Genomic DNA, 16,931 nt, shown 5'->3' with positions numbered 1-16,931 from the left:
TAGTCACATTTCGGTTGACGCGGTATGATAGACAGATTCAGTCATTGGAACAGATTATGAAAATTGTCGCAGATGAAAATCTGGCATTTACCGATTATTTCTTTGCAGAATTTGGCGATATTCAGCATCGTGCAGGAAGAACTCTCACTGCAGAAGATGTAAAAGATACAGAGGCTTTATTGGTCCGTTCCGTGACCAAAGTCAATGCAGCACTCGTACAGGATAGTCAGATTAAATTCGTCGGCAGTGCCACCATTGGTACAGATCATCTGGACATTGCTGCACTAGAACAACAGAACATCCGCTGGAGCAATGCACCCGGTTGTAATGCACAGGCGGTAGCTGAATATGTGATTACGGCTCTATTATATTTACAACCCCAATTGATCAATGCAAATAAAGAATTCACCTTGGGCATTGTTGGTCTAGGAAATGTCGGTTCGCGTTTAGCAACAATGGCCAAATTGCTGGGCTGGAATGTGATTGCCTACGATCCCTTTGTACAGCGCGATCAGGTTCATCAGGTTGAATTTGAACAACTGCTAAAAACCGCAGATGCTATTTCCATTCATGTACCTTTAACCAAAACAGGTCAGCATCCGACTTATCATTTAATTAATGCTAATGCTCTTGGACAAATGAAGCCAGAAGCCATTTTAATTAATTCAGCGCGTGGGCCAGTTATTGAAGAAGCGGCACTAATTACCGATATTCAGGCAACTCAACGTCAGGTTGTACTGGATGTCTTTGAGCATGAACCGGAAATTTCTGAACAGCTGCTGAATCTGATTACTTTGGTGACGCCGCATATTGCAGGTTATAGTCTGGAAGGTAAGGCACGCGGTACTCAAATGATTTACGAGGCATTTTGCCAGACTTTTGGCTTTGAGATTAATAAGCAGTTTGAAAGCCAGTTGCCTGTCTGTGAACAGCTTTTCCAGAATCAGGATTTAAAACTGGCGCTACAACAGCATTTAACCCAGATCTATGATATCGCCCGTGATGATGCCAATCTGCGTGCTTGTTTAAAAGATGGCAAAGTCGATCAGAAAGCATTTGATCATTTACGCAAGACTTATCCTTTACGCCGTGAATGGGCCGCTCATGGAGGGCCAAAGGCATGAGTCAAACAGTATCTTATCAACCGACCTGTGACTTAAAAGCTATTAAAGCGCGTGCCAATATGTATACCCAGCTCCGTCAGTTTTTTGCTGAACGTGAAGTGCTGGAAGTGGAAACCCCGATTTTATCTCAGGCTGGTGTGACCGATGTGCATCTGGCTTCGATTCAGGCCCAGCGTCATGTCATGGGCAAGCTCGGCACACATTATCTACAGACCTCACCCGAATTTGCCATGAAACGTTTATTGGCTAGTGGTAGTGGGCCGATTTACCAGGTCTGTAAAGTGTTTCGGGATGATGAACACGGCCGTAAGCACAACAGTGAATTCAGCATGCTGGAATGGTATCGACCGGGCTTTAGTCTGAAAGATCTGATGTTTGAAGTGACAGATTTATTAAATGTGACACTTAAGGCTCGTTTTGGGGAAATCCGTCCCACTGTACTCAGCTATAAGCATGCCTTTATGGATCGCCTGGATCTCAATCCTTTACAGGCCACTTTGCAGCAACTCAAAGATTGCTGTCGCCGGGTAGGTCTCAATTTGGACTTGGGTGATGACCGTTTAGGGTATATCGACCTTTTGTTCTCGCATATGGTTGAGCCAAGCCTGGGTTTCGATACGGCTGTATTTTTGACAGATTTTCCACCGGAACTGGCATCGTTGGCTAAAACTAGAATCGATGAAGATGGGGAGCTGGTTGCGGCACGTTTCGAACTGTATATCGAAGGACTGGAACTGGCCAACGCGTATGATGAGCTGATGGATGCTGAAGTTTTGCGTTCCCGCTTTGAAGCAGATAATGCGGAACGGACAGCGCTCGGCTTGCATGTCATGCCGATTGATGAGTATTTGCTGGCGGCATTGCCACAAATGCCGGAATGTTCAGGTATTGCCCTAGGTCTTGATCGCTTGTTGATGATTGCAACCAATCAGATGAAATTAGAAAAAGTGATTACTTTCCCTGCTGAAATTTCATAAATTAAATCTACGATTGATCAGCTGGTTATGACTGGCTGATCATTCCAGATGCTTACGAAATCCAATACTGTAAGTGTCAAATCCTAGTCCTTGATAAAAGGCATGTGCAGGGTAGCGTTCTTCGCGATTTCCGCTGTTGAGCTGAATCATCTTGAAGCCTTGTTCTTTTGCAATCTGTTCAATAGCAGCCATCAGTTGCTTGCCAACGCCTTTTCCACGATGGGCCTGATCAATTACAAAAGCCTGAATCCTTAAATATCCACCGTCAAATTCCCAGGTCTATTCCTGAATAAAACCTGCATAGCCGATCACATGTAAATCCTGTTCTATAACCAGTGTTTGATAATGACTGTCTTGATGGAGATGCTCCCAACGCTGTTTGATATTTTCCAGCGTAGATGGTTAGCCAAGCTGAATCGTGAGTTGATGAACGTCATGCAGGTCTTTTTCAAGATCCAGTGGACGGATGAGATAAGTCATTAGACATGGTCTTAGCTAAAAATAATATCAATCATAATTAATATTTAATTTGCTTAAGTGTTGAAATTACATGATAGCTTCAAAGAATTATTGCTATTTATATAGAAAATCGAGATGAGTGAGATTTGAGATATTAAAAAGGCTCCCGAAGGAGCCTGATGTTTAAAGTATAGCACTGTGCTGTTCTTTCAGTTCTGCCAGAGCTGCAATCCGTCGTTCAATCAGCATTTCACCAATATCCGGACCTTGAATCTCTGGAGGCAAATCTTGAGCTTTAATGCTACGTACGACCTGCATGGCATCCAGCACATATTGAGCCTGAGGATAAGCACGATTTTCCAACCCCAAGCGGCCGCGAGAGTCACATTCACAGGCCTGTACAAAAGCTTCAACACGTTCAGGACGACGCAATACATCTAGACGCTGCAATAAACGCCATAACGTGCCAGGTTTTAAGTTAAAAGCCTGATGGCATTTTAAGTGTTCTTTACAGACAGCCAACGCCAGCTGTTTGGTATGAGTTGGAACTCTTAAGCGTTCACACAGCTCATTCACCGGTTTGATCCCACGTTCTTCATGCATGATATGGCGTGGTAATTCTTCCACAGGGGTTAATGCCTTACCAAGGTCATGAACCAGAACCGCAAAACGTACATCCAGACTATAATTTTGGCGACAAGCTTGCTGTAAAGACATCATGGTATGAATACCACAGTCAATTTCAGGATGATATTCAGGACGTTGCGGAATGCCATATAAGGCATCCAGTTCCGGGAACAGTACTTTTAAAGCACCACAACTACGTAATACTTCAAAATACACATCTGCATCTTGTTCCATCAGTGCGCGTGTGGTTTCTTTCCAGACCCGCTCAGGTGTCAATGCATTAAGCTCGCCCGATTCCGCCAGCTGCTTCATCAGCACCAACGTTTCTTCTGCAATGCTAAAACCCTGATGTTGATAACGCGCAGCAAAGCGGGCAATCCTTAAAACACGTAAAGGATCTTCGACAAAAGCTTCTGATACATGACGCAGTACACGATCAGCCAGATCTTTTTGACCACCATAAGGATCATAAATCTTGCCTGAATCATCCATGGCCATGGCATTGATGGTCAGGTCACGGCGGATCAGATCCTCTTCCAAGGTGACATTGATATCGGTATAAAATTCAAAACCATGATAACCATAGCCAGACTTGCGTTCGGTACGTGCCAGAGCATATTCGTCTTTGGTTTCAGGATGAAGAAAAACAGGGAAGTCCTTGCCAACAGGTTGAAAACCTTCAGCAAGCAATTGTTCCGGCGTCGCGCCGACAACCACATAATCTTTTTCGTGATAGGGGTGTCCAAGTAAATGATCCCGAACTGCACCGCCTACTAAATAAACTTGCATGAAAAAACCTCTATTCTTACAAGCATCATGCTACAGAATAGAGGTTTTCTCAAGTCAAGAAGTTACGCTGATGCGTACATTCCTTAGAGCGCGTTTTTTTCTGCTTCCTGAATTTCAGCGACAGTTAATGCAGTCATATTCACTACGCGACGAGTCGTTGCAGTTGGTGTCAGGATATGAACAGGTTTCGCAGCACCAAGCAGGATAGGACCAATGGTCACGTTGTTACCTGAAGTTGCTTTTAACAGGTTAAACGAAATATTGGCTGCATCCAGATTTGGCATGATCAGCAGGTTTGCAGAACCTTTGAAACGAGAATTAGGGAATGCAAACTGACGGATATTTTCGTCTAATGCTGCATCACCATGCATTTCACCTTCAACTTCAAGCTCAGGTGCAGTTTCAGAAAGAATTTCATATACGCGACGCATTTTTTGTGCGCTGGCATCGTGCTGGTCTGAACCGAAACTAGAGTGAGAAAGTAGGGCAACACGCGGTGTAATACCGAAACGACGCACTTCTTCAGCAGCCAGAATCGTCATCTCAGCAAGCTGTTCAGCCGTTGGATTACGGTTGATGTAAGTATCTGCGATGAACAGGTTACGCTCTTCCAGCATTAATGCGTTTAAGGTGAAGAAGGTATTATGGCCATCCTGTTTGCCGATGACATTGCTGACAAAGTCCAGATGGATGTCGTAGCTTGAGTAAGTACCACATAACATACCGTCCGCCATGCCATGACGAACCAGCATCGCAGCGATCAAAGTAGAGCGGCGACGCGCTTCACGGTGTGCATATTCAGGCGTTACACCTTTACGTTGCATCAGGTTGTAATAGTCGTCTGCAAATTTTTCGTAATCCGGGTTCTTTTCTTGATCCACGATGGTGATGTTGACACCATCTTCAAGACGTAAGCCCAATTTCTTGATATTGGCTTCGATGACTGCTGGACGACCGACCAGAATCGGTTTAGCTAAGCCTTCATCCACTGCAATTTGTGCAGCACGAAGTACACGCAGGTCTTCACCTTCTGCATAAGCGATACGTTTAGGATCTGTTTTGGCTTGTGCAAAGATTGGTTTCATCATGAAAGCTGAGTTATAAACAAACTCAGATAGACGTTGACGATATGCCGAGAAATCCTGAATAGGACGAGTCGCTACGCCAGAATCCATTGCAGCTTGTGCAACTGCAGGCGCAATTTCCAGAATCAGACGTTGATCCAGTGGACCAGGAATCAGGTAATCACGACCGAAAGAAACTGATTTTTCACCATAAGATGCAGCATCTGCTTCTACATGTGCCATGCGTGCAATTGCGTGTACGCAGGCAATTTTCATCTCTTCATTAATGGTGGTGGCACCAACGTCTAATGCACCACGGAAGATATAAGGGAAGCACAGTGCGTTGTTCACCTGGTTTGGATAGTCAGAACGGCCAGTTGCCATGATCACGTCATCACGAACTTCGTGTGCATGTTCAGGCAGAATTTCTGGATCTGGGTTCGCCAAGGCAAAGATAATTGGATCTTTAGCCATCAGTTTCACCATTTCTTTGGTGAGAATACCGGCTGCAGAAAGACCCAGGAACATGTCTGCACCTGCAATCACGTCACCGATCTGAGAGGCATCAATGTCTTGTACATATGCTTTTTTAGATTCGTCCAGACCTTCACGTTTAGTTGTTAATAAACCACGTGAGTCAGCAACGATGATATTTTCTTTTTTCGCACCAAGAGCACAAAGCAAGTTCAAGCAAGACAGGGCAGCAGCGCCGGCACCTGAAGCAATGATCTTGATTTCATCAATTTTTTTGCCGTTTAATTGCAAAGCATTAAGAAGAGCAGAACCTACAATGATTGAAGTACCATGCTGGTCATCGTGGAACACAGGAATTTTCATGCGTTCACGAAGTTTCTGTTCAATATAGAAACATTCTGGAGCCTTGATATCTTCCAGGTTGATCCCGCCAAAAGTGGGTTCTAGAGAAGCGACAATATCAACAATCTTGTCTGGATCATTTTCAGCAATTTCGATATCGAATACATCAACACCCGCAAATTTTTTGAACAGTACGCCTTTACCTTCCATGACTGGTTTAGACGCCAGTGGGCCAATATTACCCAAACCAAGAACTGCTGTACCGTTACTGACCACTGCAACCAGGTTACCGCGTGCGGTATAAAGTGCAGCTGTTGAAGGATCGCGTTCAATCTCAAGACATGGTGCGGCAACGCCAGGCGAGTAAGCAAGGGCTAAGTCACGTTGGTTGACCAATTGTTTGCTTGGTGTAACGCTGATTTTTCCTGGAGTAGGGAATTCGTGATAGTAAAGAGCCTGCTGCTTTAAAGATTGTTCGTCCATCTGTATCTCTATCGTTGTAAAGATTACCCAGAAAGCGGGTAAAAAATTGCATTTATGGCTCTGAATATAACATTTGTTAAGCACTTAGCCCAGTCAAAGTCGACCATTTTTGCGACAATCTTATTCGAGGTAGATATAGACTTAGACTTGATATATATAAGTTTCAGCAACGCGATTCTGTTCTAAATATGCAGTTGCTTCCAGTTCAGGCAATGGTTTGGAGAAGAAGTAGCCTTGGGCAATATCACAATCTAAATCACGTAGATATTGCAGCTGTTCTTCAGTTTCAATACCTTCAGCGACGACAGTCATGCCCATGGCTTTACCCATCGCGACCATGGCACTGACAATCGCTTCCTGTTTATGTTCGCCAATTTTAGAGACAAAACTGCGGTCAATTTTGAGAATGTCAATAGGAAAATCGGCAAGATAGGATAAAGAAGAATAACCGGTTCCAAAGTCATCTAAAGAAATATTAATCTGGCGCTGCTTGATCTGGTTCAGCAGATTTTTGACAGATTCAGAGTTTTCAATCAGTGAAGATTCAGTAATTTCCAGTTCCAGACTGGTGCCAGAAATCTGGTTTTCGGTAATGGCCTGATCCAGATCATCAAGTAACTGACCACGACGCAATTGCTGTGCCACGATATTCACAGAGACACAGATATTATGAAAGCCAAGATCATTCCATTCACGAATCTGTTTGGCAGTTTGCTGAATCACTAGACGGCCGATCTCGGAAATCAGGCTGGTCTGTTCGGCTAAAGGAATAAACAGGCCCGGTGGGATGATGCCTTTTTCTGGATGTTTCCAGCGCACTAAAGCTTCAAAGCCATAAATGTGCTGGTCATTGAAATTAATTTTCGGCTGATAGTAGACTACTAGTTCGCCATTCTGAATAGCTTTACGCAGATCACGTTCAATGAAAATTCCTTGCTCTAGCAAAGCCGTATTTTCATTGGAGTAGAAATGGATAGTATTCCCACCAAGATTTTTGGCTTCACTCAGCGCCTGTTCAGCACAGTTATTTAAATAATCTAGCTGACGACCATGATCCGGATAGAAGGCCACGCCCATCGATAGAGTAATCACATAATCTTGTCCAAAAATATGGAAAGGAGCCTGGAAGGCTTCAGCAATTCGTTGACAGTGTTCCTGTACAGATGGGCGAATATGCGAGATTTCATACAAAATCGCAAAGTCATCGCCATTTAGATGGGCTACAAACAGGGCTTCAGCATTGGTCAGACGTAAGCGCTGTGCCACCTGACGCAACAGCTCATCACCACCATTATTAGACAAGTATTCATTCAATGGACGGAAACGATCGATATTGAGTCGAATCACCGCCATTTTCTTGATGGAATCTTTTTGCGTCATCAGATACTGATGCAGCTGGTAGTTATAGTAAAAACGGTTTGGCAAATCAGTTAGCGTGTCATAATTTTCCAGATAAGACAGGCGCTGTTCCTGTAATTTACGCTCAGTCAGATCAGAGACAATGCCGATATAGTGGGTGATACGGCCTTCATCATCGGTAATCGCATTGATATGCAACCAGAGTGGCATTTCTTTGCCGGACAGGAATTTTTCACTCAGTTCGCCATCAAAGGATCCGATTTTCACGACTTGCTTGATGATATTGGAATGAATGCTGCGTTGCTGTGATTTATGGCTTGCAGTGATATCAAACAGATATTTACCCAAGATATCATTACGTTCAAAACCGGACAAATTCTCGAAATAAGGATTCACTTCGATATAACGTAATTCATCATTTAAAATGAAAATTCCTTCAGCTGCCTGCTCGATCACACTTGCTGCCAGTTTCAGGCGTTCTTGAGAACTGCGTTCCTGCTGAATATCACGCAAAATTCCAACCATGCGTAAAGGACGGTGAGTTTCGGGATCGCGACTGATCACCCTGCCTACATCATGTACCCAGCTCCAGACTCCCGGCGCTTGCTGAATCCGGTAAGTTACTTCATAGCGCTCAGTTTTCCCACGCAGATGCTGTTTCATATTGCTTTTGAACGCAGCCAGATCATCGGGATGAATCATATGCTGTAACTGCAGATGATGTTCGCTGGATTTCCGTTGTACCTTCTCATCTTTATGATTGGTCAGCAAAATACTGCGGTCTTTGATATTCCAGTCCCATGGACGGATACCGGCGATTTCATGAGTCAGCTCAAGGTTTTGCTGCTGGTTTTTCAGATCAATATTTATCTGTTCAATATCATAAGTACGTTCACGAACTTTCTGTTCCAGTAACTGATTGCTGAGCTGTAGCTCCAGTTCGATATCTTTTGATTTATTGACTTCAGTCTGTAACTGTTTGCACAGTTCATCCGTCCAGGCGACCTGCTGTTCGGCATTGCTCACCAGTAATTCATTTTCCGCATAAAGGCGGGAAGTACGGGTGTGAATACGATAGGTACTATTGGCACAGAGCAGGATCACAATAACTGCAAAATTTAAGGCCAGGCCAAAGACAGGATTAGCACCAGAAATATGAAAAAACTGAAAGAGCAAAAAGGGTACTAATGAAGGTAAAAATACCAGTGAAAAGTAACTGAGCTTCTGAGTTAAATAAGTCAAACCAAAAGCTTGGGTAACAATTAACAGCAAGGCTGATAGAGTCAGTGCTTCTATTTCATCAAAATTGATATTGGCCTGCGGCAAGTAATAATAAATCAGGGAAATACCGGAAGCGATACAGCAACCTACCGCAAGGCTCTGAATCTGTAACCAGTAATGTGCATTTTTCAGTTGATATTGTTCAGGCTTAAAATACAGGGTATTGATGAGCCAGCACATGCTGACGGTAATTTCAGTCAAGATAAACCAAAGATTAAAATAAGTATTCGATAAGCTATATTGAATGTGATAAACACAAAAAATATAGAGGCAAATAATCATGATACTTAACAGAAAATATCGGCTATGTCGAAGCGTGTTCGCAATCTGAGCACGATGTAAGTGCTCTTTGATATAAGCCTCTTGATTATCAATCATATAATTAAGTGCCTTGTATTCGTCCTGAACGGTTCTTACCCTAGATTTTAATTTTTATTCAAGCCTGAATGATTCTTAAATCAATCAATATGTGTTTCATTATTATTGACTCAAGAGTAGAGCGCTTATAAATAAAAATCAATAAAATTAATAACTAAATTTTACAATTTTGACCGCTTAAATAGTGTAATTCAAAATTGAGAGGGCAACGACAGGAGCAGTTTCGGTACGCAGGACACGTTCACCAATACACCAGTTAACAAAGCCTTGGGAATTCGCCGCTAGGATTTCTGCTTCACTCAAGCCGCCTTCAGGGCCAATCAGCAAGGCAATATCCGGCGTGGCATTCGCCAGAACATCAATTTCTTCTTTATTTGGCGCTAGCACCAGTTTGGTAGTAGGAAGATCAGTTTCCAGCCATTTTTCAAGTGACATTGGCGCTAAAATTTTAGGAACAATATTCATTCCACACTGTTCACAGGCGGCAATGGCTACACCTTGCCAGTGATCCAGTTTCTTTTGATCACGATCGTATTTCAGGCGCATTTCACAGCGTTCAGAGGTTAGAAGTTGAATTTCAGATACACCCAGTTCAACTGCTTTCTGGATCGCATAATCCATGCGGTCACCTTTACTCATGACCTGGCCAAGCAAGGCTTTAAATTTAGGTGTGCGATCAGTAGGATTGTAACTATTGACCTGTACAGCAGCCGACTTTTTGGAAACTTCGACCAGTTCAACTTCATATTCACCACCTTGTCCATTAAACAGGGTGGCTTTTTCGCCGACTTGAGCACGTAAAACTTTAACCCAATGATGAAACACTGTTTCAGTCAGTTCTACAGTGGTATCTACTGCTAAATCAGCTTCAATAAAAAAACGTGGCATTAAAGTTTTACTCTCAAATCAGGTATTTTACTTATGCAAGACCGAGGTCTTTAACAAGTTGACGGGTTGGATCAGTGGTATTCATGGTGTAGAAATGCAGGCTCGGTGCACCACCAGCAATCAGGCGTTCGCAGAATTTCACCACGACTTCATGACCAAAGGCTTTAATGCTTGCAGTGTCATCCCCATAGGTCGCCAGTTGCTTGCGAATCCAGCGTGGAATTTCAGCACCTGTACCATCTGCGAAGCGAATCAGGTTGCTGGCATTGGTAATTGGCATAATACCTGGCGCAACCGGAATATCGATTCCAGCTTTCTGAATGCGGTCTACAAAGTAGAAGTATGCATCTGGATTAAAGAAGAATTGGGTCAATGCAGCATTGGCACCTGCATTTACTTTATCCACAAAGTGCTGAATGTCTTTGTCAAAGCTATCTGCTTGTGGATGCATTTCAGGATAAGCAGCAACTTCGATATGGAAATGATCACCTGAATGTTCACGGATAAAGCGAACCAGATCCTGTGCATAAGGCAATTCACCTAGGCCCACCTGACCAGATGGCAAGTCACCACGCAGTGCGACAATACGATCAATCCCTTGTGCTTTATACAAATCAAGTAGTTCAGCGATACGCGCTTTGTCATCGCCGATACAAGACAGGTGAGGAGCAACGGGTGTGCCTTTACCGTTAAAATCATTAATCGTAGATAAAGTACGTTCACGTGTTGAACCGCCAGCCCCATAAGTCACAGAGAAGAATTCTGGATTCAACTGTTGCAGTTCTTGGTGAACCACTTTGAGTTTTTCCGCACCCGCATCAGTTTTAGTCGGGAAAAACTCAAAAGAAATTGGAATCTGTTTAGACATGTTCAAATCCTTTTTATAAATACTTGTATTTTATAGATTACCCTCATCCTAACCTTCTCCCAGAGGGAGAAGGGACTACCATTGTGATAGTTAAAGTCTTTAAGATTTACCCTATAACAATTTTCACAATGGAAATCTCCCTCTCCTTATAGGAGAGGGCCGGGGTGAGGTGGAAATCAAAAATTAGTATTTATAAGCATCAGACTTGAATGGACCTTCAACAGGTACGCCTAGGTAGTCTGCTTGTTCTGAAGTCAATTGAGTCAGAACACCACCAAAACCGGCAACCATTGCAGCAGCAACTTCTTCGTCTAATTTCTTAGGAAGTAGTTCTACACGAATCGCTGCTTGTTTTTGATCTTCTGGAAGATCAGCAAATTTCTCAGCGAACAGGTGCATTTGACCCAATACTTGGTTGGCAAAAGAACCGTCCATAACACGTGAAGGGTGACCAGTTGCATTACCCAGGTTCACCAGACGACCTTCAGAAAGCAGGATCAGGTAATCATTTTCATTTTCTGAACGATACACTTGGTGTACTTGAGGCTTCACTTCAACCCATTTGTAACCACGTAGGTAATTGGTATCGATTTCAGTATCGAAGTGACCAATGTTACAAACTACTGCACCAGCTTTTAGTGTATCTAGCATCGCAGCGTCACATACGTGGTAGTTACCAGTCGTAGTCACGATCAGGTCGGTATTTTGAAGAAGATCAACGTTCACATCTTCTTTTTTGCCTGTTTGAACGCCGTTTTTGTATGGAGAAACCACTTCATAACCGTCCATGCATGCTTGCATCGCACAGATTGGATCGATTTCAGATACACGTACGATCATACCTTCTTGACGAAGAGACTGAGCAGAACCTTTACCTACGTCACCATAGCCGATCACTAACGCACGACGGCCAGAAAGCAGCATGTCAGTTGCACGTTTGATCGCATCGTTTAGTGAGTGACGGCAACCGTATTTGTTGTCGTTTTTAGACTTGGTTACTGAATCGTTGACATTGATTGCAGGAACTTTCAGAGAGCCGTCTTTCCACATTTCTAGAAGACGTGCTACACCTGTAGTGGTTTCTTCAGTAATACCGTGGATTTTTGCAATCAGTTCAGGATATTTTTCGTGAACAACAGCAGTCAAGTCACCGCCATCATCCAGAATCATGTTGGCATCCCAAGGTTTGCCATTTACATTGATCTGTTGCTCAAGACACCACATGTATTCTTCTTCTGTTTCACCTTTCCAAGCAAATACAGGAATACCGCGAGCAGCAATTGCAGCAGCAGCGTGGTCTTGAGTAGAGAAGATGTTACAAGAAGTCCAGCGAACTTCAGCGCCTAATTCAACCAGAGTTTCAATTAAAACCGCAGTTTGAATAGTCATGTGAATACAGCCAAGGATTTTGGCACCAGCAAGCGGTTTAGCAGCTGAGTAGCGCTTACGCAGACCCATGAGGGCAGGCATTTCAGCTTCTGCAAGTTTGATTTCTTTACGGCCGTAGTCAGCTAGGGAAATATCAGCAACTTTATAATCTGTAAATGAAGCATTAACCGCGTTCATCACGATCTCCTTATAAAAAACAATAATTGATCATTCAGTTCGCGGATGCCGTTGTTGGTCTGTCTAGAAAAAGTTGGACCGATCGTCGAGCCTGGCGCTTTTACATTTCGTACCTGTAAAACGTCGCAGCATCCCTCGACTAGCGGGGTATTGTACTTGGATTTAAAGTGATAGCCAAGTTGTAAACAAGGTAATAAAAATATATTGTTCTAAAATTAAACTAAGGAAATATTATGGATGATTTAGAAGAGGTTACTAAATATATAGATGTACTTATGCAAGAGAATCCATTGGTTTTCTTGGGGGAGAATGAACTAAAAGCAGGTCACAAATTATTAATAATGGATCTGTTAATCAACTTTAATAAATTAGAGGTACATTTAAAAAGATTAGTAACTTATATGGAAATTGCAACCTATAAAGGTCAAGTAAAAACTTTACCATTGGCACAGCTGATGGAGTGTCATGAAATACAAGAGTTCTTTACTCCTATAACAAATATATTATTTGAAAAAATAAAAAAGAATCTATACATTAGGAATTTAATAGCACACTCTATACCAAGTCTAATAGATGATAAATATATTGTATTCCTCTCACATGATATAAGTGAGTTAAGAAAAATACGTGCGAATCTTACACGTGAAGACTATAAATATTCTAAAACTCAAAGAACAAAAGTCTTATTGAGACAGCAAGAAAAAATTGATCATAGTAATTTTAGTGTAATGAGGTTTCATGATCTTATTCGTTTAAATGAAATGCTAGATGATTTAATTGAACAAGTAGAAAGTATAGTAAATAAAATTTAATAATAAAAAGCCCATCATCTGATGGGCTTATTCTTTATTCTATGTCTTGCTCAATTTCATCTGCTTTCTTAGTCCAGTAATCTGCCTGTATGTCATCAGCGACCACACCAAGACCATTGGCATAAATAAAGGCAAGATCACGCATGGCTTGAACTTCGCCCCATTCAGCTGCTTGTTTCACCAGAGCAATGGATTTTTCGACATCTTTTTCTACCACATCACCACGTCGGTAAAAGCCAGCCAGCTCCAAAGTTGCCGCAGGGTGTTTTTCGAAATTGGCTTTACTCAACCAGTAATAGGCTAACTCAAAGTGAGCTTTGGAATCTTCAGGGTCTTCCTCAGCGATTTCTTTAGCATAAACCGTATAACCCTCACCGAGCCAGTACATGGCTTCAACCCAGCCGCCATTGGCTGCTTTCAATGCCCATTCTTCAGCGAGCATGATGTCATCATCATGCTCGCTTTGCATATAGAGTTCGGCAAGCTCAAATTGGGCTTCAGCATTGCCTGCCAGTGCGCGGTTTGCCAGCGTGGCAGGGGGAGAAACACGCTCAGTCATGTCAGTATCTCAAATATCTTTGTATCTAGATTAAAAGGTTCAAAATAAAAAAGCCAATCCGAAAATTGGCTTTTTTATAAAAGTCGACTGATAGTGTTTAAAACACGCAAACTAAGCTATTTGTTTAGAGAAATAACAATAAAACGAATAGAAAGAGAACAAAAATAAATTTAAATATTTTTCAATGCTTCAGAAAGCAAAACAGCGGCTCGAAAGCCGCTGTTGATATACGATTAATTAGCTAGAAACTTAGTCTTGCTGGATTCCTGCAACCACCCAATCTTGCTGAGAGCCGGCAGGTTTGACAAAGTGCCAGATTTCAGCAAACGGTTGAGGTTGGCTATTCAGGTCTTCACTTACAGTACCAGTGAAGCGTACGCTTACTACGTATTGACCATTCTCATTCGATGAATCCACAACCATTGCATTCAGGTTAGAGAACTCAGCTACGTCCTGATCCTGATTCGCCATAATGTCGTTATACATCGACTGGTAAAGATCAGGGGTCAGGTAACGTTTAATTTCTGAAATGTTGCTCGCCGTATTCATTGACTGAATGTGGTTGAAGCGCTGACGTGCCACACGTAAGAAAGTCGCAGGCTCTGTACCATCCGGAAGCTGGTTGCCGCTATTGGTATAGGCTGCACCAAATGGGGCGTTATTTACCGGAGCTGAACCAAACGGAGCATTCGTGCTTGGCGTGCTACCACCCACGTTCTGACCAAAAATATTGGTGTTGTCACCACCGCGAGGAGGTGTCTGACCAAATGGTGCTGAATGACCAGCACCACTATTTGGAGCATATGGATTAGAAGCTACTTTTTTTTTTGCGCCCATCTTACGGAAAATGAAGAAGGCAACAGCGGCAGCAAGTAAAATCCAGATCCAGCCAGGAATACCACCTTTTTCCTCTTGTTGCTGTTGAGCTGCTTGAGCTTCAGAAGCCGCTTGTACTTCTTTGTCATCAGCCAGCGCATTGGCAGCAACGGCACCCACTGCAGCACCTGCTACACCGGCAGCAACCATACTACCTACGCCTGGGCCAGATCTTTGCTGAGTTGCAGCACCAGCGGCTGGAGCCTGTTGTGCTGGCGCAGCTTGACGAGGTTGTTGATAAGATTGAGTAGGCGCAGCAGAACGTTGCATACCATGGCTTTTACCGCCACCGGCACGTTTTGCTTCAGCAGTTAAAGGAGCAACCAGTAATGCTGCTGTTAAAAGACCTGCAATCAAACCACGCTGTCGAACTTCCATTCAATTTTCCTATGTGAAAAAAACTTATTTGAATACTCTATTTATATAGGCTTTATAGGGGATTTCAATCAAAAATGTGTATTTTTTTAAGCTTTTTGCAAGATTTATCGATTAAAACTAACTGAGTTCATCACTTAGGCTCATGGCTTCACTCAGGGCTTCATGCAATCGGGCTACAGCAATGACCTGTACGCCGGGAATCGGTTTTTGCGGTGCATTGGCACGCGGTAAAATAATATATTTAAAACCATGTTTGACTGCCTCTTTCAGACGTTCCTGACCATTCGGCACTGGACGAATTTCACCAGAAAGACCAACTTCACCAAAAACAGCCAGTTGCTGAGGCAAGGCTTTGGTCCGGATACTGGATGCACACGCTAAAAGTACAGCCAGGTCAGAACCAGTTTCGGTAATCTTTAAACCACCGACGATATTGACATAGACATCCTGTCCGGATGTTTGTACGCCACCATGACGGTGCATCACAGCAAGCAGCATATTCAGACGGTTTTGCTCTAAACCCAACGCTACACGGCGTGGCTGGCCATGAGCATCATCGACCAAAGCCTGAACTTCAACCAGGAGTGGGCGAGTTCCTTCACGGCTAATCATGACGATGGAACCTGGAATCGCTTCATCATAACGACTGAGGAAAATGGCAGATGGATTGGCGACTTCACGCAGACCTTTATCGGTCATGCCAAAGACGCCAAGTTCATTGACTGCACCGAAACGGTTTTTGACTGCGCGGATCATACGGTAACGAGAATCCGACTGGCCTTCAAAATACAGCACACAGTCCACCATATGTTCCAGTACACGCGGACCTGCTAAGGCACCTTCTTTAGTCACATGACCGACAATAAACAGGGCAGTGCCGCTATTTTTGGCGAAACGGGTCAATAGGGCGGCAGACTCACGGATCTGTGATACACCACCTGGCGCAGACTGCAAGGTTTCGGTATATAAAGTCTGAATCGAGTCCAAAATCGCAACAGCAGGACGTTCCTGAGCCAGCACTTCACAAATACGTTCCACACAGGTTTCTGCCATGACTTTCAGTTGGTCAGTTGGTAAGTCCAGACGCTGGGCGCGTAATGCCACCTGAGATAAAGACTCTTCACCTGTCACATATAGGGCAGAGCTATTGCCTGCTGCCATATGGGTTGCGGTTTGCAGCAGAATAGTTGATTTACCAATCCCCGGATCACCACCAATCAGAACCACAGAACCTGTAACGAGACCACCACCGAGTACCCGGTCAAATTCGCCAATCCCTGTTTGCAGCCGGGTTTCATGTGAAACGGAGACTTTATTTAAAGTGGTAATCGCAGCTGCCTGACCGGCATAGCCGCCAATTTTTGGCTGAGCACGATGTGTGGTTGCAGGCGCAATACTGACTTCTACCAGGCTGTTCCATTCCCCACATTCAGAACACTGACCCGCCCATTTGGGATGGTCGGCTCCACATTGCTCACAACGATACACACTTTTTGCTTTAGCCATAATTTCCGAAAATAAATATTGGGAATGGGGGCTACAGCATAGCGGTGAATGAGACTGAAAACCAAGACCTTTCGCTGAAAAAGTCAGTGATTTACGTCAGCATATGACGCTTATGAATTCA

General features: G+C 43.4%; 14 protein-coding genes. 4 read left to right on the top strand and 10 right to left on the bottom strand.

Annotated elements, in window-relative coordinates; genetic code table 11:
• Positions 1–56 precede the first annotated feature (56 nt).
• On the top strand, positions 57–1,124 hold the full coding sequence (locus AC4MBN_RS10230) for a 4-phosphoerythronate dehydrogenase (RefSeq protein ID WP_419375304.1): 1,068 nt from the start codon (positions 57–59) through the stop codon (positions 1,122–1,124).
• Complete coding sequence (gene epmA / locus AC4MBN_RS10225; RefSeq protein WP_419375305.1) at positions 1,121–2,101, top strand: EF-P lysine aminoacylase EpmA; 981 nt, start codon at positions 1,121–1,123, stop codon at positions 2,099–2,101. Before AC4MBN_RS10230 ends, epmA begins: the two co-directional genes overlap by 4 nt.
• A 39-nt stretch (positions 2,102–2,140) precedes the next feature.
• On the opposite strand, the gene AC4MBN_RS10220 is transcribed toward epmA, so the two are convergent.
• Positions 2,141–2,335 carry a GNAT family N-acetyltransferase gene (locus AC4MBN_RS10220; RefSeq protein WP_491880957.1) on the bottom strand — a complete coding sequence of 65 codons (195 nt, stop codon included), beginning with the start codon at positions 2,333–2,335 and terminating at the stop codon, positions 2,141–2,143.
• Between the two features lie 123 nt (positions 2,336–2,458).
• Here AC4MBN_RS10220 and AC4MBN_RS10215 point away from each other — a divergent pair, with 123 nt between their 5' ends.
• Positions 2,459–2,584 (top strand): hypothetical protein, encoded by a 126-nt coding sequence (locus AC4MBN_RS10215; RefSeq protein ID WP_419375306.1) that lies wholly within the window; start codon positions 2,459–2,461, stop codon positions 2,582–2,584.
• A gap of 159 nt (positions 2,585–2,743) precedes the next feature.
• Here AC4MBN_RS10215 and AC4MBN_RS10210 read toward each other — a convergent pair whose 3' ends face one another.
• From AC4MBN_RS10210 to ahcY, 6 genes are all read right to left on the bottom strand, one after another.
• On the bottom strand, positions 2,744–3,976 hold the full coding sequence (locus tag AC4MBN_RS10210; RefSeq protein ID WP_004784716.1) for a multifunctional CCA addition/repair protein: 1,233 nt from the start codon (positions 3,974–3,976) through the stop codon (positions 2,744–2,746).
• A gap of 83 nt (positions 3,977–4,059) precedes the next feature.
• On the bottom strand, positions 4,060–6,339 hold the full coding sequence (locus tag AC4MBN_RS10205) for an NADP-dependent malic enzyme (RefSeq protein ID WP_419365421.1): 2,280 nt from the start codon (positions 6,337–6,339) through the stop codon (positions 4,060–4,062).
• Positions 6,340–6,480: 141 nt separating this feature from the next.
• Positions 6,481–9,357, bottom strand: coding sequence for a putative bifunctional diguanylate cyclase/phosphodiesterase (locus AC4MBN_RS10200; RefSeq protein ID WP_419375307.1), 2,877 nt, complete (start codon positions 9,355–9,357; stop codon positions 6,481–6,483).
• A 177-nt stretch (positions 9,358–9,534) separates the two neighbouring features.
• Positions 9,535–10,245, bottom strand: a complete 711-nt coding sequence (locus AC4MBN_RS10195) for a 16S rRNA (uracil(1498)-N(3))-methyltransferase (protein ID WP_159124482.1) — start codon at positions 10,243–10,245, stop codon at positions 9,535–9,537.
• Positions 10,246–10,276: 31 nt separating this feature from the next.
• Entirely contained in the window at positions 10,277–11,113 is an 837-nt protein-coding gene (metF, locus tag AC4MBN_RS10190; protein WP_284879109.1) for a methylenetetrahydrofolate reductase [NAD(P)H], read from the bottom strand.
• Positions 11,114–11,296: 183 nt separating this feature from the next.
• Positions 11,297–12,679 (bottom strand): adenosylhomocysteinase, encoded by a 1,383-nt coding sequence (ahcY, locus tag AC4MBN_RS10185; RefSeq protein ID WP_419365418.1) that lies wholly within the window; start codon positions 12,677–12,679, stop codon positions 11,297–11,299.
• A 233-nt stretch (positions 12,680–12,912) separates the two neighbouring features.
• On the opposite strand from ahcY, the gene AC4MBN_RS10180 reads away from it, so the two are divergent.
• Positions 12,913–13,491: a hypothetical protein gene (locus AC4MBN_RS10180; protein WP_491880190.1), complete on the top strand. Its 579-nt coding sequence runs from the start codon at positions 12,913–12,915 to the stop codon at positions 13,489–13,491.
• Positions 13,492–13,525: 34 nt separating this feature from the next.
• Here AC4MBN_RS10180 and AC4MBN_RS10175 read toward each other — a convergent pair whose 3' ends face one another.
• The 3 genes from AC4MBN_RS10175 to radA form a co-directional block, all read right to left on the bottom strand.
• A complete protein-coding gene (locus tag AC4MBN_RS10175) occupies positions 13,526–14,050 on the bottom strand; it encodes a tetratricopeptide repeat protein (protein WP_419374719.1) in 525 nt (174 codons plus the stop codon).
• 249 nt (positions 14,051–14,299) lie between these two features.
• A complete protein-coding gene (locus AC4MBN_RS10170; protein WP_166137751.1) occupies positions 14,300–15,304 on the bottom strand; it encodes a Tim44 domain-containing protein in 1,005 nt (334 codons plus the stop codon).
• 117 nt (positions 15,305–15,421) lie between these two features.
• Positions 15,422–16,810, bottom strand: a complete 1,389-nt coding sequence (gene radA / locus AC4MBN_RS10165; RefSeq protein ID WP_166137748.1) for a DNA repair protein RadA — start codon at positions 16,808–16,810, stop codon at positions 15,422–15,424.
• Between the last annotated feature and the right edge of the window lie 121 nt (positions 16,811–16,931).

Source organism: Acinetobacter sp. CAU_H_60, from assembly GCF_058599385.1.
The sequence above is the reverse complement of the archived record's forward strand: the minus strand, read 5'-3'. Positions and strand labels throughout refer to the sequence as shown.